The organism is Actinacidiphila sp. bgisy167, from assembly GCF_057707665.1.
This window is the reverse complement of record NZ_JBYIQP010000001.1, coordinates 79,325-98,026: the sequence shown is the minus strand read 5'-3', so window position 1 is coordinate 98,026 and position 18,702 is coordinate 79,325. Positions and strand designations below refer to the sequence as shown.

The following is an 18,702-nucleotide window of genomic DNA, read 5'->3' as shown; positions in this document are numbered from 1 at the left end:
TCGTCTAAAGATCCACCGGGATCGCTGGACAACGCGCTTACGACGAGAAACGAGGGGCGGACAGACGTGGACTACTTCCACGGCTACTCGGTCGTCGGGCTGGTCGCGGTGCTCGGGGTGCTCTTCGTGGCCGTGGCCTTCGGGGCCGGCCGGCTGCTGCGGCCCGTCGTGCCGACGCAGGAGAAGATGCTCACATACGAGTGCGGCGTCGACCCCGTCGGCGAGGGCTGGGCGCACACCCAGATCCGCTACTACGTCTACTCCTTCCTCTACGTCATCTTCGCGGTCGACGCGATCTTCCTCTTCCCCTGGGCGACGGTGTTCGCCGCCGAGGGGTACGGCGGCACGACGCTGGTCGAGATGTTCGTCTTCCTCGGCTTCCTCGCCGTCGGTCTGCTCTACGCCTGGAAGAAGGGCGTCCTGGAATGGACGTGACCGATGTGTCCCAAGTGACCGATATGACGGATGTGGGCACCCCCGAGTACCTGCCGGAGCCGCGCCGCCTCGGCACGCTGGCGCGCCTGGCGCCCGAGCCGATGAAGGTGGTCCTGAACTGGGGCCGCCGCTACAGCCTGTGGGTCTTCAACTTCGGGCTCGCCTGCTGCGCCATCGAGTTCATCGCCGCGTCCATGGCCCGGCACGACTTCATCCGGCTCGGCGTGATCCCCTTCGCCCCCGGCCCGCGCCAGGCCGACCTCATGGTCGTGTCGGGGACCGTCACCGACAAGATGGCCCCGGCGGTGAAGCGCCTGTACGAGCAGATGCCGGAGCCGAAGTACGTCATCTCCTTCGGAGCCTGCTCCAACTGCGGCGGCCCCTACTGGGACTCCTACTCCGTGACCAAGGGCGTCGACCAGATCATCCCCGTCGACGTCTATGTGCCCGGCTGCCCGCCGCGGCCCGAGGCGCTGCTGCAGGGCATCCTCAAGCTCCAGGAGAAGATCGCCCGCGAGTCGCTCGGTGAGCGCTACGGCGACGGGGGCGCGCGCCCGTCCACCGCGGCGTTGCGCAGCGGCCTCGTCCAGGCCCCGCCGGCGCCCGGGGAGGCCGCGCAGTGACCGCGCCCTTCGACCGGCTCACCGAGCCGGACGCGGTCGCCGAGGTCTTCGGGGCGGGGGCCACGGCGGAGGAGGCGTACGGCCTGCTCACCGTCGACGTCCCCGCCGCCTCCTGGACGGACGCCCTGCGGGCGGCCCGGGACACCCTGGGCTGCACCTTCTTCGACTGGCTCAGCGCTGTCGACGAAGGCGGCGCCGGCTTCCGCGTCTGCGCCCACGTCGTCGCCCCCGCGGTCGGTTCCGTGCGGCGCCTGCTGATCCGTACGACCGTCCCGCACGAGGCGCCGGAGCTGCCGACCGCCGTCGGCGTCTACGCGGGCGCCGCCTGGCACGAGCGCGAGACGCACGAGATGTTCGGCGTGGACTTCACCGGGCACCCGCATCTGGTGCCGTTGCTGCTGCCCGACGGCTTCGAAGGGCACCCGCTGCGCAAGGACTTCGTGCTGGCGGCGCGCGTGGCGAAGGCGTGGCCGGGCGCGAAGGAACCGGGGGAGCCCGAGCACGGCGGACCCAAGCGCCGCCAGATGCTGCCGCCGGGCGTGCCGGACCCGAACGAGTGGGGCCCGCTCAAGGGGCAGTTGCCGCCCGCGCCGGCCCGGCCCGCGCGCGGCCCGCGCGCCGCGGGTGCGGCGGGCGCTGCCGGTGCGGCGGGCGCCGGGAGCACCGGGGAGCGTCCCGCCCGGCGTAGCCGCAGTGTCACCGAGGGCTCCGCCAGCCAGGGCGCCGCCGCGGCCCCCGCCACCCCGCGCCGCACCCGCTCGGCGGGCGAGGGCGCCGGGGGCCCGACCGGACCCGCCGCCCAGGTGACGCCGCCCCGCAGGCGCAGCCCCGACGCCCCGTGGGACGTCCCCCGCGACACCGCCCCACCCGCGACCACGCCCGCCGCCACGGCCGCCGCGGAGACGACGCCTGCGGTGGAGTCCGCGAAGCCGGACGCAGGGCCGGACGCAAAGCGGGACGCGACAACGGATGCGGCGAAAACGGACGCACAACCGGACGCGGCGCCTGTCGCCGAGCCCGCGGCGCCCGCCCCGGCCCCGGGCGGTCGGCCCGGCGCCGCCGACGGCGACCGGCGTCCCGCAGGGGAGGCGGCAGCGGCCGGCGGCGCGCAGGACGAACCCGTGCGGCCCGCACCGACCGACGACGACGGCACCCCTGACCACGACGACGCAGAAGGAGGCAGCACACCGTGAGCGACGCCCTCGAAGTGATCCTCCGGCTGCTCGCCGTGCTCGTCGCCTTCCTCGTCCTGCCCCTGGTCGTCGGCCAGACCGAGCACAAGGTCATGGCCCACATGCAGGGCCGCCTCGGACCCATGTACGCCGGCGGCTTCCACGGCTGGGCCCAGCTCGTCGCCGACGGGGTGAAGTTCGCGCAGAAGGAGGACGTGGTCCCGGCAGACGCGGACCGGAAGATTTTCCAACTCGCTCCCGCCGTCGCGCTGCTGCCCTACCTGCTGGTCCTCGTCGCGATCCCGGTCGGCCCCGACGGGCTGGTCGGCCAGGACATCGACGCGGGCCTGTTCTTCGTGCTCGCCGTGATGGGCGTCGGCGTGCTCGGCTCGCTCATGGCCGGCTGGGCCTCCGCCAACAAGTTCTCCCTCCTCGGCGGTCTGCGCACCGCCGCGCAGCTGATGTCGTACGAGCTGCCGATGCTGCTCGCCGCCGCGTCCGTCGCCATGGCGGCCGGCACGCTCTCGCTGCCCGGCATCGTCGACGCGTACGCCTGGTGGTGGACGCCGTGGCAGCTCATCGGCGCCGTGGTGTTCTTCACCGCCGGCCTCGCCGAACTGCAGCGCCCGCCGTTCGACATGCCGGTGGCCGACTCGGAGATCATCTTCGGCGCCTACACCGAGTACACGGGCCTGCGGTTCGCCCTCTTCCTGCTGGCCGAGTACGCCGGCATCGTCGTGCTGTGCGGCCTGACCACCGTCCTGTTCCTCGGCGGCTGGCACGGCCCGTGGTCCGGCAGCCTCGGCTGGCTGTGGACCCTGCTCAAGACCGCGGCCCTGGCTTTCGTCGTCATCTGGCTCAGAGTCACGTACCCCCGGCTGCGCGAAGACCAGCTGCAGAGGTTCGCCTGGACCGTCCTCATCCCGCTCGCCCTCGCCCAGATCGCGCTCACCGGCGTGGTGAAGGTGGTGATCTCCTGATGGGCATCCCCGGTTCCGGCCTGGCCAAGGGGCTCGCCGTCACCCTGCGCACGATGACCCGGCGCTCGCACACCGCGCAGTATCCCGAGGTACAGCCCGAACTGCCGCCCCGGTCCCGCGGCGTGATCGCGCTGTTCGAGGAGAACTGCACGGTCTGCATGCTGTGCGCCCGAGAGTGCCCCGACTGGTGCATCTACATCGACTCCCACAAGGAGACGGTGCCCGCCGCCTCGCCCGGCGGCCGCGAGCGCAGCCGCAACGTGCTGGACCGCTTCGCGATCGACTTCTCGCTCTGCATGTACTGCGGCATCTGCATCGAGGTGTGCCCCTTCGACGCGCTGTTCTGGTCGCCGGAGTTCGAGTACGCGGAGACCGACATCCTCGACCTCACCCACGAGCGCGACAAGCTGCGCGAGTGGATGTGGACGGTGCCGGCCCCGCCGCCGCTCGACCTGGCGGCCGAGGAGCCCAAGGAGATCGGTGCCGCCCGCAAGGCCGCCGAGAAGGCCGCCGCCCAGGCCGCTGCCGCGGCCGCCGCCGCCCAGGCTGAGGACGCGGCCGGGGACAGGGACGATGCCCAGGATGCGGCCGGCGCCGAACGCGACCAGCCCGGGGGTGACGCGTGAACGCCGCCGCGCACCCCGGCTTCCTGTCCCCGACCGGCGTCGAGATCGCCTTCGTCCTCGTCGGCGTCGCGACGCTGGCCGCCGCCGTCGTCAGCGTCACCACACGGCAACTGGTGCACGCCGCCCTCTGGCTGGTCGTCGCGCTCGGCGGGGTCGCCGTCGAGTACCTCCTGCTCACCGCCGAGTTCATCGCCTGGGTGCAGGTGCTGATCTACGTCGGTTCCGTCGTCGTGCTCGTGCTGTTCGGGTTGATGCTCACCAAGGCGCCCATCGGCCGTTCGCCGGACGCCGATTCGGGCAACCGGATCGCGGCCCTGACCGTGGCGGCCGCCGCCGCGGGCACGCTGGTGTGGGTCGTGGTGGACGCCTTCCGGGCCACCTGGATCGATGTGGACGGCGCCGCCCAGGGCTCCACCAAGGTCACCGGCCAGATCCTCTTCCGGCACTGGGTGCTGCCGTTCGAGGCGCTGTCCGTGCTCCTGCTCGCCGCGCTCGTCGGTGCGATCGTCCTGTCCCGCAAGCAGTCCCGTCAGCAGCCGGGAGAGCGCTGATGCACCTCGCCTATCCCGCCGTCCTCGCCGCCCTCCTGTTCTCCGTCGGCCTGTACGGCGTCCTCGCCCGGCGCAACGCGATCCTCGTCCTGATGTCGGTCGAGCTGATGCTGAACGCGGTCAACCTCAATCTGGTCGCCTTCGACGTCTGGCTCCGCGACGCCCTCCACGCCGGGCAGGCGCTGACCCTCTTCGTGATCGTCATCGCCGCCGCCGAGATCGGTATCGGCCTGGCCATCGTCCTCCTGGTGTACCGGAACCGGGGCAGCTCGGACGTCGACCGCCTCACCGATCTCGCCGAACCGGACTCGCGCGACCCGCACGACCCGCACGGCGGAGGGGACGGGCCCTCCGCACCCGAAGAGAAGGCCGAGGCCGCAGCGTGACCCTGACGACCCTCGCCGTCCTCGTGCCCGTCCTGCCCTTCCTCGGATCCCTCGGCGGTCTCCTGCTGGGCCGCACCGCCCCCGGTTTCGTGCGGCCGCTGGCCGTGCTGCCCACCGCGACCGCGTTCGTGCTGGCCGTGGTCGTCGCCGTACGGCAGGGCAGCGGCCCGGCGACCGACGCCGCGACCCGGCTCACGCCGACCGGCTCGGTGCCTGTCGACCTCGCCCTGCACCTCGACGGCTTCGCGGTGCTCATCGCCGTCCTCGTCGGCCTGGTCGCCACCTGCGTGCAGCTGTACTCCACGGCCTACCTGCGGCACGACCTGCGCTACGCCTCCTACTCCGCCCTCGTCTCCCTCTTCACCGCCGCCATGTTCCTGGTCGTCTACACCGGCGACCTGATGGTGCTGCTGGTGGGCTGGGAGATCATGGGCATCTGCTCGTACTTCCTGGTCGGCCACTACTGGGAGACCGAGGTCGCCCGGGCCGCGTCCCTCAAGGCCTTCCTCGTCACCAAGCTCGGTGACGTCCCCTTCCTGATCGGCGTCTTCGCGCTCGCCGCGGACGCCGGGACCTTCCGCATCAACGGCATCCTCACGACCGCCACCCACGGCCAGCTCACGCACCCGACCGTCGTCGGCCTGCTGCTGCTCGCCGGGGTCGCCGGCAAGTCGGCGCAGTTCCCGCTGCACACCTGGCTGCCCGACGCGATGGCCGGCCCCACCCCGGTGTCCGCGCTGATCCACGCCGCCACGATGGTCGCGGCCGGCATCTACCTCGTCGCCCGACTGCTGCCGGTCTTCGAGGCGTCCACCGCGACGCTCGCGGTGCTCGGCGTGCTCGCCGTCGTCACCATGATCGGCTCCGCCCTGGCCGCGTTCGCCCAGGACGACATCAAACGCGTGCTCGCCTACTCGACCATCGGCCAGCTCGGCTACATGGCCGCCGCCCTCGCCGTCGGCGACCGCGGAGCGGCCGTGTTCCACCTCATCTCGCACGGCGCCTTCAAGGCGCTCCTCTTCCTCGCCGCCGGCGTCGTCATCCACGCCGCAGGCACCAACTCGCTGGCCGCGATGTCCCGCATGACCGGCCTCGGCAAGCGTGTCCCCGACGCCATGTGGACCATGGGCATCGCCCTGGCCGCGCTGGCCGCCATCCCGCCCTTCTCCGGTTTCTTCTCCAAGGAGTCGGTGCTGCGGGCAGCCGAGCACGCCGCCTCAGGCCACGCCGAGGGCGTTCCGGCGGCCGTCGGCTGGCTCGTCCTGGTCGCCGCGCTGATCACCGCCGTGCTCACCGCCGGCTATGCCACACGCCTGTTCCTCCTCGCCTTCCGCGGCCGCGGCGCCACCGCCCCCGAGGCCCACGGCAGGGAACCGGCCGTCATGACCGTCGTGCTGTGGGTGCTGGCCGTCCCGACCATCGCCTTCGGCGCCGTCGCCCTCGTGCCCTCACTCCTCGACCTCCCCGCCTGGCTCGACGGCGACGACCTCGCCCCGACCCTGGTCACCTCGATCCTCGGCGTGGGCCTCGCGGTCGTCGGCATCGTGTCCACATACGGGGCCTGGCAGGCCGCCGCGGCCCGCCGCGCCGCGCCCCTGGGCGCCGTCGTCACCGCCGAGGCCGCGGAGGAGGAGCCGGCGCTCACCGAGGCCGCGGCGCTGCAGACCCATGAACAGATCTACGGGGACGTCGCCGCCGCCCCGGACCCGGCCGACCCCGGACGCCTGCTGCTCGGCCCGCTCTTCGGGCCCGCCTCGCACGGCTTCCGCCTCGACGCCCTGTACACGGCGCTCTTCGTCCGCCCCGTGCTCGCCGCCTCCGGCCTCGTCCGCTTCCTCGACCGCGAGGTCGTCGAGACCTACGTCCGCGGCACGGGCGGAGTACCCCGACTGCTCGGCGCGCTCGTACGCCGCACCCAGACGGGCAACGTGCAGACCTATATCAGCGTGCTGCTGGCCGGCTCCGTGATCCTCGCCGTCCTCGTCGCCGTCGGAGCGTGAGCCGTGAACGACACCGTCCTCCCGTACGTCCTCGCGGCCGTCGTCGTCCTGCCGCTGCTCGGCGCCGCGGCGGCCCTGCTGCCGGCCCCGCCCGGCCTGCGGGGGAAGAACCCCGACCAGGCCGTGCTGCGCCACGGCGTCACCGTCACCGGACTCGTCCTTCTCCTGAGCATCGTCCTGGCCGCGGGCTTCGACCACGGCCACCCGGCGACGATGCAGGCGAACACCGACATCAGCTGGATCCCGGCGCTCGGCATCCGCATCCACCTCGGCATCGACGGCATCAGCCTCCCCCTCCTCGTCCTGACCGCGCTGCTGACCTTCCTCTGCGCGCTCTACAGCTACTTCAAGATGCCCGCGGGGCCGTCGCCGAAGGCGTTCGTGGCGCTGCTGCTCCTCCTGGAGACGGGCACGCTCGCCACCTTCGCCGTGCTCGACCTGCTGCTCTTCTTCCTCGCCTTCGAGACCGTCCTCATCCCGATGTACTTCCTCATCGCGCGCTGGGGCGGCGAGAACCGCGAGAAGTCCGCCCTCCGCTTCATCCTCTACACCCTGCTCGGCTCCGTGATCATGCTGCTCGGCCTGCTCCTCATCGGGCTGAAGGCGGGCACATTCGACATGGTGGCACTCGCCACTGACAACGGGTCGCCGCTCAGTCACTCCACGCAACTGATCGCCGTCCTCGCCATCGGCATCGGCCTCGCCGTCAAGGCCCCGATGTGGCCGCTGCACAGCTGGCTCCCCGACGCCCACACCGCCGCCCCCACGGTCGGCTCGGTGCTCCTGGCCGGCGTCCTGCTCAAGATGGGCACCTACGGCTTCGTGCGGATCCTCCTGCCGGCCGCCCCCGAGGGCATGCACACCTTCGCGCCCTACCTGGCCGCCTTCGCCGCCGTCGGCATCGTCTACGGCTCGCTGGCCTGCCTGGCACTGGCCCGCCGCGGCGCCGGCGGCGACCTCAAGCGCCTGATCGCGTACAGCTCCGTCGGCCACATGGGTTTCGTGCTGCTGGGCATCGCCACCCTGACCGCCACCGGGGTCAACGGCGCGCTCTTCGCCAACATCGCCCACGGCCTCATCACCGGCCTGCTCTTCTTCCTGGTCGGCGCCCTCAAGGACCGCTACGGCTCCACCGACCTGGACAACCTCGCCGGCCGGAGCGGAGCGGCGCTGTACGGCAAGGCTCCCCGCATGGGCGGCCTGCTCGCCTTCGCGGCCGTCGCCTCCCTCGGCCTGCCGGGCCTGGCCGGTTTCTGGGGCGAGATGCTGGCGATGTTCGGCTCCTTCAAGCCCGCGCCGGGCCTGGACCGCGGCGCCTACCTGGTCTTCACCGCGGTCGCCGCCTTCGGCACGCTGCTCACCGCCGCGTACCTGCTCGTCGTCGTGCGCCGCGTCTGCATGGGCGAACGCGACACCGCCTCGGCCGCGCCCGCCCTCGCCGACGTGCGGGGCTACGAGTTCGCGGCCTGGACCCCGCTGGTCGTCCTGACCGTCCTCGCCGGCCTGTGGCCCGCCGCCCTGCTCGGCCTCACCGACCCGGCCGTGCGCACCCTGCTCGGAGGCAGCTGATGAGCACCCTCGCCACCTCCGTCGTCCAGTCGGTCGACTGGGCCGCGATCGCCCCGCCCGGCATCGTGGCGGTGACCGCGATCGCCGTGCTGGTCGCCGACCTCTTCCTGCCCGAGGGCCGCAAGAAGCCCCTGGTGGGGATCGCCCTCGCCGGCCTCGTCCTGGCCGGGCTGAGCCTGCTGCCGCTGCTCGACGGGGACCGCACGACCTTCTGCCTCGTCGGCAGCCCCGCCGACTGCTCCTACGCCGTCGACCGCTTCACGCTCGTCGTGCAGTTGCTCGTCCTGGCCGGGGCCCTCGTCACGGCCCTGCTGTCGGTGCACACCCTGGAGGAGCTGCCGGCAGGCGAGTTCTGGTTCCTGCTGCTCTCCTCGGCCTCCGGCGCCGCGCTGCTGCCCGCCTCCCGCGACCTGGCGACGCTCGTGATCGCCCTGGAGGTCACCACGCTTCCGTCGTTCGCGCTGGTCGGGCTGCGCCGCGGCGACCGGCTGTCGAGCGAGGCGGCCCTGAAATTCTTCCTGTCCTCGGTCGCCGCGACCGCCGTCACCCTGCTGGGCGTCAGCTTCGTCTACGCGGCCACCGGCACCCTCCACCTGGAGGCCATGGCCAGGGGGTTGCAGGACGTCGACCCCCGTCTGAACACCCTCGCCGCGGCCGGGGCCGCCCTCACCGTCGTCGGTTTCGCCTTCAAACTCGCCGTCGCGCCCTTCCACTTCTGGGTGCCCGACACCTACACCGGCGCCCCGCTCCCGGTCGCCGGCTATCTGTCGGTCGTCGGCAAAGCCGCCGGGTTCGCCGGCCTCATCCTCGTCACGGTCGTCGCCTTCCGGCCCTACGCGCATGTGTGGGGCCCCGCCGTCGCCGTCCTCGCCGCCCTCACCATGACCGTCGGCAACGTCGCCGCCCTGGTGCAGCGCCCCGACCGCCCGCGCAGCGCGGTCCGCCTGCTGGCCTGGTCGTCCATCGGGCAGGCGGGCTACCTGCTCGTCCCGATCGCCGCCGCCGCGTACACCGACCCCGACCGCCAGGTCGGCACCACCCTCGCCTACGCCCTGATGTACGCGGCCGTGAACCTCGGCGCCTTCGCCGTCGCCGCGCTCGTCGGCCGCACAGCGCCCCAGAACCGGCTCACCGACTACCGGGGCCTGTACGGCCGCCACCCGCTCGCCGCGCCGGCCATGGCCTTCTTCCTGCTCTGCCTGGCCGGACTGCCGCCCGGCGTCATCGGCCTGTTCGCCAAGGTCGCGGTCTTCTCCTCGGCCGTCGACGCCGGCCTCGGCTGGCTGGCCGTGGTCATGGCCGTCAACGTCGTGATCGCGCTCGTGTACTACCTTCGGTGGACGTTCCTGCTCTTCGCGAAGCCGGGGACGGAGCCGGCCGCCGCCGGGCGCCCGGCGGTCGTGCCGCGCCCGCTCGGCGCCGCCATCGCCCTCACCGCCCTCGTCGGGGTCGCGCTGTCCGGCGCACCCCAGCTCGTCCTCCGCTTCGCCTCCGCCACGCTGCTCTGAGCACGCACCCTCCCACCCTGCTCCGAGCACCCTCCCACCCTGCTCCGAGCCCCTTGCCGGCAGGCGCACAAGGGAACTAACGCCCCTCCGGTGGCGTTGACCTCCACAGGAGGTTCTCCTTGGACGAGGAGAGAAAGTCCTCCTGATGCGCAATTTGGAGGGTGTACCGTGCACCGCCGGCACAACGGCCTGAAGACCGCCGCGCTCCTGGGCGGAATGTCGGCCCTCATCCTGGTCATCGGCAGCTTCTTCGGCCGTACGGGACTGGTCGTCGCACTCGTCGTGGCCCTCGGGACCAACGCCTACGCGTACTGGAACAGCGACAAGATCGCGCTCCGCGCCATGCGCGCCCGCCCGGTCAGCGAGTTCGAGGCGCCGGCGCTGTACCGCATGGTGCGCGAACTCTCCACCTCCGCCCGGCAGCCCATGCCGCGGCTCTACATCTCCCCGACCGAGGCCCCCAACGCCTTCGCGACCGGCCGCAACCCCCGCAACGCCGCCGTGTGCTGCACCGAGGGCATCCTGCGCCTCCTCGACGAGCGCGAACTGCGCGGCGTCATCGGCCACGAGCTGAGCCACGTCTACAACCGCGACATCCTCATCTCCTCCGTCGCCGCGGCCCTGGCCTCCGTGGTCATGTTCCTCGTCAACTTCGCCTGGCTGATCCCCGTCGGCCGCTCCGACGACGACGAGGGCCCGGGTCTGTTCGGCATGCTGCTGATGATGATCCTGGGCCCCGTCGCCGCCTCCCTCATCCAGCTCGCCGTCAGCCGCTCCCGCGAGTACGAGGCCGACGCCTCCGGCGCCCGCCTCACCGGCGACCCGCTCGCTCTCGCCTCCGCGCTGCACAAGCTGGAAGCGGGCACCAAGCGGGCCCCTCTGCCGCCCGAGCCGCGGCTGGAGACCACGAGCCACCTCATGATCGCCAACCCGTTCCGTCCCGGCGACGTGTCCAAGCTCTTCTCCACCCACCCCCCGATGGCCGAGCGCATCGCCCGCCTGCAGGAGATGGCCGGCCACCGCCGCTGACGCCTCCGTACGGCCCTGCCCGGCCGCAGGCGGGCACCCCCGGCCCGCCCACGGGTGCGGGAGCCCCACGGCCCCTGCTGGTGCCCATGGCGGCCCGCCTGACGGATCGGCGGCTTCCACCCCCTGACGGGCGTGGCCCCCGGGCGCATGGGAGGCTTGGGCAATGAAGGCGCTCAACCTCGTCCTGAATGTCGTGTGGCTGATCGTCTGGGGCCTGTGGATGGCGATCGGCTACGCCCTGCTGGGGCTGCTGATGTTCATCTTCATCATCACCATCCCCTGGGGGATCGCGTCCCTGAGGATCGCCAACTATGTGCTGTGGCCCTTCGGCCGCACCACGGTGGAACGTCGCGACGCGGGCGTCGGATCGCTGCTCGGGAACATCATCTGGGTGGTCTTCGCGGGGATCTGGCTCGCCATCGGCCATGTGATCGCGGGCATCGGCTTCTGCCTGACGATCATCGGCATCCCGTTCGGCATCGCCAACTTCAAGATGGTGCCGATCTCACTGGTGCCGCTCGGCCGGGAGATCGTCCCCGTCGACGCCCCGTACGCCACCCGCTGACGCCACCCCGGCCGCGCCGGAGCCCCACCGGAACCCACCGGCTCAACCGGGCTCGATGTTGTGGTTGAGCCGGAACGCGTTCTCCGGGTCGTACTCCCGCTTCACCCTGGCCAGCCGCCCCACGTTGTGCGCGCCGAAACCGGCGATCACCCGGCTCGCGCCCTCGTCGCCGATGAAGTTCAGATAGACCGCCCCGGAGGACCACGGCCGCAGGTCGGCACGCACGTCGTGCGCCCACCGCCGGGCCCGCTCGTCGTCCGCCGGGTCGGCCCACAGCCCGAAGGGGTGCACGACCCACGGCGCCCGGCGCCAGGGCAGCGGATAGTCGGCCGGACCGCGCGCCACGGCGCCGCCCACCGGGAACAGCACGTGCTGTGAGGGGGAGGGGACCACCATGTCCCGGGCGCGGGCGCAGAAGCGCGACACCGCCTCGTCCGGGAAGTCGCTCAGATACTCCGCCGACCAGTGGTTCCGGTAGCCCGGCGGGTCGTCGAACATGCACTGCAGCTCCGCGTACGGCACCTCCACGACCATGCGGCCCTGCGGGGCGAGCGCCAGCAGCCGCTCGAGCGCCTCGCGCGCGGCGTCACCGGTGCCGGCGTACGTGAACACCACGGCGCAGGCGAGCGACCCCACCAAATGCTCCGGCACGAACTCCTCCGGCGGCCCGGTCAGAAAGAGCAGACCCCCGCCCACCTCGTCCGGCGCCGAGGACAGCAGCGAGCGGTAGGCGCGCAGCACCTCAGGAGCGGCTTCCGGCGGCCACAGCAGCAGGGCCGCGGTGACCGCGGGCAGCGGGTGCAGCCGCAGCGTCAGCGAGGTGGCGACGCCGAAGTTGCCGCCGCCCCCGTGCAGCGCCCAGAACAGCTCCGGGTTCTCGTCCTCGGCGGCGCGCACCAAGGTGCCGTCCGCCGTCACCAGTTCGACCTCCACCAGGTTGTCGCAGGCCAGCCCGAACTTCCTCTCCAGCCACCCCGATCCGCCCCCGAGGGTGAAACCGCCCACCCCCGTGGTGGACACCCGTCCCCCGGTGGTGACCAGGTCGTACGGCTGTGTCGACCGGTCCAGGTGGCTCATCGTGGCGCCCCCGCCGACCCGCGCCGTGCGGGCCGCCGGATCGACGACCACCGCGTGCATGCGCCGCAGGTCGACGACGATGCCGCCGTCGGTCAGCGCCCTGCCGGAGACACCGTGTCCACCCCCGCGGACGGCGATCTCGAGCCCGCGCTCACGGCCGAAGCGGATCGCGGCGGCGACGTCCTCCACCGTCTCGCACAGGGCGATCAAGGACGGCCTGCGGTCGATCATGGCGTTGAACAGGGTGCGGCTCTCGTCGTACGACGGATCGCCCGGCGCGAGGACCTCGCCCGCGAAGCCGGATCGCAGGGCGTCCAGGGCCGCGTCGTCCAGGACATGCGGTGCCATCGTGCTGCCCCTCTCTCCCTCTCCACGGTAGGGCGGGGACAGGGGCCCGGCACGTCGGTACCGGGCCCGGACGCTCAGTCCGCCAGCGTGGCGGCCAGGGTCGCGCCCAGTTCCCAGCAGGAGTGCAGATCGGCCTTGGACGGCTCACCGGTGACCGCCACCTCCGTCGCCGCCTGCTCCCAGCCCAGGCCCGTGGTGATCGACCGGATGCCCCGAACCGTCCCGGTGACGTCGCCGCCCCCGTGCACGTAGTAGCCGAACGGGCGGCCGCGCGTGCTGTCCAGGCACGGGTAGTAGACCTGGTCGAAGAAGTGCTTGAGGGCCCCCGCCATGTAGCCGAGGTTCGCCGTCGTGCCCAGCAGGTAGCCGTCCGCCGCGAGCACGTCGGAGGCGGTCGCCGCGAGGGCGGCCCGCCGCACGACGTCCACGCCCTCGATCTCGTCGGTGGTCGCCCCCGCGACCACCGCCTCGAACATCGCCTGCACATTCGGCGACGGCGTGTGATGCACGATCAGCAGCGTGGGCACTCAGCTCACTCCGACGGGTGCCGACGCCGGCAGGCTGTCCATGAACGAGCTCACCGAGAACACCGCGTTGCCGGGACCGGCCGGCCCGTATCCGGGCGGCGAGCTCAGCCCGTACTCCTCCAGCGTCGCGCGGTACACGTCCAGCAGCCGGATGTGGTACTCCAGCGGCGCGCCCTCGGGGTTCGCCTTGCCCAGCGGGGTCGTCGGCTCCGGGCACCACGTCGTGAAGCGGGGGGTGATGCCACGCGACATGAAGAAGCGCAGGCCCTCCGCCGTCGAGTCGATCGCCTCCCCGACGCTGCCGAAGCCGAACGGCTCGGCCATCTCCACACCCGCCACGAAGTTGGGGATCACATTGCGGGGGCCGAAGATCTCCGCCGAGTCCAGGATGCGGCGGTGCCACTCGTCGCGGCCGACGTAGCGCTCCTTGCCGGGGCAGTAGAGCTCGAACAGACGGCGGTCCCACACCTCGTAGTTGGGGTGGTAGATCTGCACGCCGTAGTCCTTGAAGCGCTGCACATCCTCCTTCGGCAGCGCCTGCGCGACGACCTTGCCGATCCAGCGCCCGGGAAAACGCTCCTCGATGGCCTTCGCGTAGTGGCCGTAGAAGTCGGCCTCGTCGCGCCCGGCCACCTTGGAGGTGATCGCGCCGCCGGTGAGGGTGTACGCGGTGGAGGCCTTCGTCTCGTCGTACTTGTCGATGATCTCCAGCGCCTCCAGCACCTCCTCGACCGGCTTGACGCCCGTGTAGGGGCGCCCGGCCGCCTTGTGCTGCCGCCAGTTGTGGTTGATGTCGCAGTACTGGCACTCCTCCTTGGCGCCGAAGTACTGGCACACGCGGAAGACCGTCAGATAGATCAGGTAGCCCCACTGGATCGTCGGCGCGACCTCCATCACCGACTTCCCGTTCTCCAGGGTGTGCCGGTAGTACGCCGGCATCGGCGGCAGCCCGACGTCGGCGATGCGCACCCCGTCGAGGTACAGCCCGAGCACCCCGCGCCCGCCCGCCCGCACGCGGTACGGCGAGGCCGGGTTCACCCGCACCGACACCACCGTGCGGCGCAGATCGTAGGGCCCGCCGGTGAGCACGATCTCCTCCGGCGGCCGCTTCAGCGCGGCGGCGCCCAGCTCGGGGAGGGTGCGGTGGTCGAAGGAGAAGATGAAGTACGACTTCGGTTTGACGTCGCCGTCCTCGTTGCCGCTGAGCGCCGACTCGTCGAACGCGATGCCGCCGCGCAGCAGGTCCTCCTTGATGACCGCCTCGCGGGGGACGTGCGGGAAGCGGCTCATCAGGTCCTCGACCAAAGCGGTGCGGCTCTGCATGCCCGGTTCCTTCCTCGAGACGCTGCCCCGGGTCCGCCGTCGACGGACGGGGCGGTCCGGGGGAGACCTAACAGGAAGACACTACGCACCTGCGGGGGCCTGCCGGGGTGGCACCCTCCGAATGCGCCCTCCCGCGGACCCGCGGGCACGCCTGTGCGCCCGCAGGCCCGCGGGGGAGGGGGCATCAGGGTCCCGGTCGGCTGTTCCCGACCGGGACCGGCGTGGAGACGCGCTCAGCGGTAGTTGACGAACTGCAGCGCGAAGTCGAAGTCCTTGCCCTTGAGCAGCGTGATGACGGCCTGCAGGTCGTCCCGGCTCTTGGAGCTCACGCGCAGCTCCTCGCCCTGCACCTGAGCCTTGACGCCCTTGGGCCCCTCGTCCCGGATGATCTTGGCGACCTTCTTGGCGTTCTCCTGCGAGATGCCCTCCTCGACGAAGGCGAAGATCTTGTACTCCTTGCCGGACAGCTGGGGCTCGCCCGCGTCCAGCGACTTCAGCGAGATCCCCCGCTTGACCAGCTTGGTCTCGAAGACGTCCAGGATGGCCTTGACCCGCTCCTCGGAGTTGGCCTGCATCAGGATCTTGTCCCCGGACCACGAGATCGACGCGCCGACGTTCTTGAAGTCGTAGCGCTGCGAGATCTCCTTCGCGGCCTGGTTGAGGGCGTTGTCGACCTCCTGCCGCTCGACCTTCGAGACGATGTCGAAACTGGAGTCGGCCATCTTCTGTTGGCTCCTTGGCTCTGAGCTGTCAGGTCCGCGACCCGCCTGCGGGCCGCTCCGCAAGCCTAGCCACCGGACCCGCCCGAGGTGCTGATCAATAGGGTGGCGGAGCACCCCCGGGCATCGGGTATTGTTTACGACGTCGCCACGGGGACCGCACACAAGCGGCCCGCGGAGACACTTCCCAGGCGGTGTGCCCGAGTGGCCAATGGGAGCGGACTGTAAATCCGTCGGCTTAGCCTACCCAGGTTCGAATCCTGGCGCCGCCACAGTGGAAACACAGCCCCTGAGCTGCGGAAACGCAGCGCAGGGGCTGTTTTGTTTGCGCCAGCGGATGCGGGTCACTGTCTCGCTCCGTCCCGTTCTCGCACGGTCTCTACCAGCGGTTGTGGACGGGGCGTGGACGGGAATCCGGCGCCCGACCTGCGGCTGTGGGGCATCCGTGGGACGGCGGACCCTGGTCGCCGTCGACCGCGTTGTCAGTGGCCGGTGCGAGGCTCCCGGCGTAGCTGTGCGAGGAGATCATCATGGGTACCTGGGCCACCGGCTCTTTTGACAACGACACCGCGGCAGACTTCGCCGACGGTCTCGACGACGCCAAGCCCGAGGAACGCGAAGCCCTGATTCGCGGCGTGCTCACCCGGACCGTGGACGCCAGCGGCTACCTCACGGAAGCGGAGGAAGCCGTGGCCGCTGCGGCGCTGATTGCGGCGCAGTGTCCAGGCGGTGAACCGGTCGACACGTCCTACGGCCCTGAAACACCCATGCCGACCTTCCCCTCTGATCTCAGGTCCCTGGCGGACGAAGCCCTCGCCCGCATCGTCAGCGACGAATCCGGATTGGCGTCGAACTGGGTCGACCCACGAGACGGGAGGCAATGGCGTGCGACGCTCAACGGCCTTCGCGCCGTACTCGCCCCGCCACCACCGACCATCCCGCTCTTCGACATCGAGCCGTAGCGCAGGGCGGCGGGTTCCGTGGCACCCGTCGCCCTGCGCATGGGCGACTAGGGCAGGGGGCTCCTTCGCTCACGCAGGCGAGCTGAAATCCTTTCGTTCGCGGCTTCGTCCCCGCCCTTCAGGAACTTCGCGTACACCAAAAGAGCACGGCGACGCCGTGGCCCGCGCGCTCCGCCACCAGCCGCGGCTCTACGCCCGAGCTGAGCCAGGTGGAAACGGCTGCACGATCAAACGCACGCACGACCGACTACTCCCCCTCGACTGCAGGTACGCGGCCCTGAAGTGCCGTGACGCTGCACTCGCCCCTACGGCATGATCCTTGTCCATGGGACCACTCGACGGTGCGGACCTGCCGGGCTACCGGCAGGTCGCCGAGCACGCCTGGACCGATGACCACGGCGATGTGATCAGCCTTCACTTCTTCGACCTGCCTCCGGACATACCGGCGCCCCTGGAGGAGCCGGACCGGCTGCGGCAGGCACTCGCCCGCTTCACGGCCGACGCGGGCGGGGGCCTCATCGAGGCCGACGTCGTCCGGGTCGCCGGACTGCCGGCGCTGCGCCAGGTACTCAAAGTGCCGCTGCCGGACCGGCCGAGGGGCCAGGCGTTCCTGGGCACTTACACCCTGCCGCGCGCGGCCTGCAGCGCGGTGGTCAAGGTGCAGGCCTTTGCAGACGGCGTCACAGGGATGCGCGAGGCCATGGTGCTCGCCGAACTCGGGCCCGAACAGTACTTCCTGGAGCATCCCTACGCGCCCGGGCTGCGCGGCGGGCTCCCCTTTCACCGCGCTGACGCGGAGGAGTACGACGTGCGCTTCCCCGGCCACCCGCTCACCCGGGTGCGGACGGTGCTCGCCCACCTCGCCGGGACCCTGGGCGCCGAGCCCGGCTTCGCGGAGCTCCCGCCGTTCATCGGGCCTGCCGGCCGCGGATTCCTGGGACGGGTGAGCAAGCGCACACGCCGGGACCGGTGATCCACCGGCGGTGCCGGAGGCCGCCGCTACAGCAACTGCGCTCCAACGGCCCCGCACCGAGGCGGACTGGCGGGCTCGCGGACAGTCCCCGCAGCCATCCGCAGCGTATCCCCCAGGGACAAGAACTCCGCGCGCGTGATGCTGGTCCGGGCTGGTCTCAACCCGGCTGGTGTCGAGGGCGTAAGACCTCCGGGGGCGCTGCTCCCGGAGGCAGCCTGAGCCAGGAATCCCCCCCTTCAGGGAGGGGAGGTGTCAACTGGTTCCTCTCAGCACGAAGGGGCCGTGGTGTGGTGAGGCACCGGCGCCGCCTTATGCCCAGGCACGTGCGGCTGCCGCGCTGATGGGTCACGAGTGACTCGGCACGTTGCACCAGGCCCGACTGTCCGAGTAAGACGCTGCAGACGGCAGCCTTCACGACATGGCACGTCCTGGCAGCCCGTGCGCACCCGCCGCGTCCGCGGCGGATGCCGGCACCCATGGTGACGGACCCCCGCCGTCCGCGGTCGCGTGCTCTTCGTTCGTGAGAACCGGGCAGCGAGCGCCCGTGTGGCACCAGTCACGAGGTCAGCGCCAGGAGGTGTCGTGGGTGACGCGGCGTCCGCGGGAGTCGTACTGGTCGACGGCGGCGATGGTCTTGCCGTCGGGTATGGCGACGGCCCAGGCGTGGTAGTCGGTGCCGGGGACGGTGGCGGTGCGGGCCTTGAGGCGCGTGCCGTCGGTGAGGTTGACGATGCCGTAGGCGATGCCGGTCTCGGGGTTGGAGACCATGAGACGGGAGCCGGAGAGGCCCTTGTCCTGGAAGCTCCACAGCCCCATGCCGCCGTTGCCGGCGGGGTCGTGGGTGCCGTCGACGGGCTGGCAGTCCGACCAGGGGCCGCCCTGGTGGTCGAGGCGTACGCCGTCGATGTACATGCGCTGGCACAGCAGTGCGTCGGCGGGGACGGTGCTGCCGCTTGGGTAGGTGGGGAGTTCGTAGCCCTCCGGCAGCGTCGGGTGGAACTCCAACGCCACCGACCAGGGCTTGCCGTCCACCCGGCCCCTGTCGATCAGCTGGGTGACGACCCGGGGTGTCTGCTTCTTCGACGCGACGACGGCCTTCGCGGCCACCGCTGCGGGAGCGCCGGCCCGGTGTGCGGCAGGGGCCGGTGCCGACGGCGCCGCCGCGGCGGAGGCGCCGAACGACGCCACGCCGACGGCGAGCGTCGCGACAGCGGCCAGGCAGGCCTTGCGGGCAGAACTGAGAACCACGGAGCTTTCTCCTTCGGAGCTGCCACCCGGCACGGCGCCGGGCGGTCCTGACGGCCGGCGTGCTGGGCCCGCGCGTCGGCT

At 71.8% G+C, this 18,702-nt stretch carries 19 protein-coding genes, 1 tRNA gene and 1 pseudogene; 16 read left to right on the top strand and 5 right to left on the bottom strand.

All coding sequences use genetic code 11. The features are described from left to right. The first annotated feature begins 66 nt into the window (after window positions 1-66). The 12 genes from AC3ET4_RS00555 to AC3ET4_RS00500 all read left to right on the top strand — a co-directional run bounded on the left by AC3ET4_RS00555 (window position 67) and on the right by AC3ET4_RS00500 (window position 11,444). On the top strand, window positions 67-435 hold the full coding sequence (locus tag AC3ET4_RS00555; protein WP_319158149.1) for an NADH-quinone oxidoreductase subunit A: 369 nt from the start codon (window positions 67-69) through the stop codon (window positions 433-435). Continuing rightward, window positions 426-1,058 (top strand): NADH-quinone oxidoreductase subunit B, encoded by a 633-nt coding sequence (locus AC3ET4_RS00550; RefSeq protein WP_488175896.1) that lies wholly within the window; start codon window positions 426-428, stop codon window positions 1,056-1,058. Before AC3ET4_RS00555 ends, AC3ET4_RS00550 begins: the two co-directional genes overlap by 10 nt. Then, window positions 1,055-2,251, top strand: coding sequence for an NADH-quinone oxidoreductase subunit C (locus AC3ET4_RS00545; protein WP_431944576.1), 1,197 nt, complete (start codon window positions 1,055-1,057; stop codon window positions 2,249-2,251). Before AC3ET4_RS00550 ends, AC3ET4_RS00545 begins: the two co-directional genes overlap by 4 nt. Next, entirely contained in the window at window positions 2,248-3,210 is a 963-nt protein-coding gene (nuoH, locus tag AC3ET4_RS00540) for an NADH-quinone oxidoreductase subunit NuoH (protein WP_431944574.1), read from the top strand. Before AC3ET4_RS00545 ends, nuoH begins: the two co-directional genes overlap by 4 nt. Beyond that, window positions 3,210-3,836: a NuoI/complex I 23 kDa subunit family protein gene (locus AC3ET4_RS00535; protein ID WP_431944572.1), complete on the top strand. Its 627-nt coding sequence runs from the start codon at window positions 3,210-3,212 to the stop codon at window positions 3,834-3,836. The genes nuoH and AC3ET4_RS00535 overlap by 1 nt, the downstream gene beginning before the upstream one ends. Then, the gene (locus AC3ET4_RS00530) at window positions 3,833-4,387 is read left to right on the top strand and encodes an NADH-quinone oxidoreductase subunit J family protein (protein ID WP_431944570.1); all 555 of its coding nucleotides are present in this window, start codon (window positions 3,833-3,835) and stop codon (window positions 4,385-4,387) included. Before AC3ET4_RS00535 ends, AC3ET4_RS00530 begins: the two co-directional genes overlap by 4 nt. After that, window positions 4,387-4,773, top strand: coding sequence for an NADH-quinone oxidoreductase subunit NuoK (nuoK, locus tag AC3ET4_RS00525; RefSeq protein WP_431944568.1), 387 nt, complete (start codon window positions 4,387-4,389; stop codon window positions 4,771-4,773). Before AC3ET4_RS00530 ends, nuoK begins: the two co-directional genes overlap by 1 nt. Continuing rightward, window positions 4,770-6,773: an NADH-quinone oxidoreductase subunit 5 family protein gene (locus AC3ET4_RS00520; RefSeq protein ID WP_431944566.1), complete on the top strand. Its 2,004-nt coding sequence runs from the start codon at window positions 4,770-4,772 to the stop codon at window positions 6,771-6,773. The genes nuoK and AC3ET4_RS00520 overlap by 4 nt, the downstream gene beginning before the upstream one ends. Window positions 6,774-6,776: 3 nt before the next feature. Continuing rightward, window positions 6,777-8,342: a complex I subunit 4 family protein gene (locus AC3ET4_RS00515; RefSeq protein WP_431944564.1), complete on the top strand. Its 1,566-nt coding sequence runs from the start codon at window positions 6,777-6,779 to the stop codon at window positions 8,340-8,342. Continuing rightward, the gene (locus tag AC3ET4_RS00510; RefSeq protein ID WP_431944562.1) at window positions 8,342-9,850 is read left to right on the top strand and encodes an NADH-quinone oxidoreductase subunit N; all 1,509 of its coding nucleotides are present in this window, start codon (window positions 8,342-8,344) and stop codon (window positions 9,848-9,850) included. Before AC3ET4_RS00515 ends, AC3ET4_RS00510 begins: the two co-directional genes overlap by 1 nt. Before the next feature lie 168 nt (window positions 9,851-10,018). Next, window positions 10,019-10,879 carry a zinc metalloprotease HtpX gene (gene htpX / locus AC3ET4_RS00505; protein WP_431944560.1) on the top strand — a complete coding sequence of 287 codons (861 nt, stop codon included), beginning with the start codon at window positions 10,019-10,021 and terminating at the stop codon, window positions 10,877-10,879. A 163-nt stretch (window positions 10,880-11,042) separates the two neighbouring features. Further along, window positions 11,043-11,444 (top strand): YccF domain-containing protein, encoded by a 402-nt coding sequence (locus AC3ET4_RS00500; protein WP_431944558.1) that lies wholly within the window; start codon window positions 11,043-11,045, stop codon window positions 11,442-11,444. Window positions 11,445-11,486: 42 nt separating this feature from the next. On the opposite strand, the gene AC3ET4_RS00495 is transcribed toward AC3ET4_RS00500, so the two are convergent. The 4 genes from AC3ET4_RS00495 to AC3ET4_RS00480 all read right to left on the bottom strand — a co-directional run bounded on the left by AC3ET4_RS00495 (window position 11,487) and on the right by AC3ET4_RS00480 (window position 15,441). Next, window positions 11,487-12,869: an FAD-binding oxidoreductase gene (locus AC3ET4_RS00495; RefSeq protein WP_431944556.1), complete on the bottom strand. Its 1,383-nt coding sequence runs from the start codon at window positions 12,867-12,869 to the stop codon at window positions 11,487-11,489. 74 nt (window positions 12,870-12,943) lie between these two features. Further along, on the bottom strand, window positions 12,944-13,396 hold the full coding sequence (locus AC3ET4_RS00490) for a flavodoxin family protein (protein ID WP_431944554.1): 453 nt from the start codon (window positions 13,394-13,396) through the stop codon (window positions 12,944-12,946). Next, the gene (locus tag AC3ET4_RS00485) at window positions 13,397-14,719 is read right to left on the bottom strand and encodes a radical SAM protein (protein ID WP_431944552.1); all 1,323 of its coding nucleotides are present in this window, start codon (window positions 14,717-14,719) and stop codon (window positions 13,397-13,399) included. It abuts the gene before it with no gap. A 233-nt stretch (window positions 14,720-14,952) separates the two neighbouring features. Next, window positions 14,953-15,441, bottom strand: a complete 489-nt coding sequence (locus tag AC3ET4_RS00480; protein WP_431944550.1) for a YajQ family cyclic di-GMP-binding protein — start codon at window positions 15,439-15,441, stop codon at window positions 14,953-14,955. Window positions 15,442-15,628: 187 nt separating this feature from the next. Here AC3ET4_RS00480 and AC3ET4_RS00475 point away from each other — a divergent pair. From AC3ET4_RS00475 to AC3ET4_RS00460, 4 genes and pseudogenes are all read left to right on the top strand, one after another. Further along, window positions 15,629-15,710 (top strand) — tRNA-Tyr (locus tag AC3ET4_RS00475). Between the two features lie 258 nt (window positions 15,711-15,968). Continuing rightward, on the top strand, window positions 15,969-16,400 hold the full coding sequence (locus tag AC3ET4_RS00470; RefSeq protein ID WP_431944548.1) for a DUF4259 domain-containing protein: 432 nt from the start codon (window positions 15,969-15,971) through the stop codon (window positions 16,398-16,400). 325 nt (window positions 16,401-16,725) lie between these two features. Then, the gene (locus tag AC3ET4_RS00465) at window positions 16,726-17,373 is read left to right on the top strand and encodes a hypothetical protein (protein ID WP_431944547.1); all 648 of its coding nucleotides are present in this window, start codon (window positions 16,726-16,728) and stop codon (window positions 17,371-17,373) included. A 99-nt stretch (window positions 17,374-17,472) separates the two neighbouring features. After that, window positions 17,473-17,592, top strand: a pseudogene (locus AC3ET4_RS00460) (RNA-guided endonuclease TnpB family protein); the annotation flags it as partial. Between the two features lie 345 nt (window positions 17,593-17,937). Here the strand turns inward: AC3ET4_RS00460 and AC3ET4_RS00455 are convergent. Continuing rightward, window positions 17,938-18,621, bottom strand: a complete 684-nt coding sequence (locus AC3ET4_RS00455; protein WP_431944545.1) for a hypothetical protein — start codon at window positions 18,619-18,621, stop codon at window positions 17,938-17,940. Window positions 18,622-18,702: the final 81 nt, after the last annotated feature.

Excerpts from the sequence above, each read along its gene's own strand:
- AC3ET4_RS00480 (WP_431944550.1), bottom strand. The coding sequence starts at position 15,441 with ATGGCCGACTCCAGTTTCGACATCGTCTCGAAGGTCGAGCGGCAGGAG.
- nuoK (WP_431944568.1), top strand. The coding sequence starts at position 4,387 with ATGCACCTCGCCTATCCCGCCGTCCTCGCCGCCCTCCTGTTCTCCGTC.
- AC3ET4_RS00550 (WP_488175896.1), top strand. The coding sequence starts at position 426 with ATGGACGTGACCGATGTGTCCCAAGTGACCGATATGACGGATGTGGGC.
- AC3ET4_RS00485 (WP_431944552.1), bottom strand. The coding sequence starts at position 14,719 with ATGCAGAGCCGCACCGCTTTGGTCGAGGACCTGATGAGCCGCTTCCCG.
- AC3ET4_RS00500 (WP_431944558.1), top strand. The coding sequence starts at position 11,043 with ATGAAGGCGCTCAACCTCGTCCTGAATGTCGTGTGGCTGATCGTCTGG.
- AC3ET4_RS00495 (WP_431944556.1), bottom strand. The coding sequence starts at position 12,869 with ATGGCACCGCATGTCCTGGACGACGCGGCCCTGGACGCCCTGCGATCC.
- AC3ET4_RS00510 (WP_431944562.1), top strand. The coding sequence starts at position 8,342 with ATGAGCACCCTCGCCACCTCCGTCGTCCAGTCGGTCGACTGGGCCGCG.
- AC3ET4_RS00465 (WP_431944547.1), top strand. The coding sequence starts at position 16,726 with ATGGGACCACTCGACGGTGCGGACCTGCCGGGCTACCGGCAGGTCGCC.
- AC3ET4_RS00535 (WP_431944572.1), top strand. The coding sequence starts at position 3,210 with ATGGGCATCCCCGGTTCCGGCCTGGCCAAGGGGCTCGCCGTCACCCTG.
- AC3ET4_RS00470 (WP_431944548.1), top strand. The coding sequence starts at position 15,969 with ATGGGTACCTGGGCCACCGGCTCTTTTGACAACGACACCGCGGCAGAC.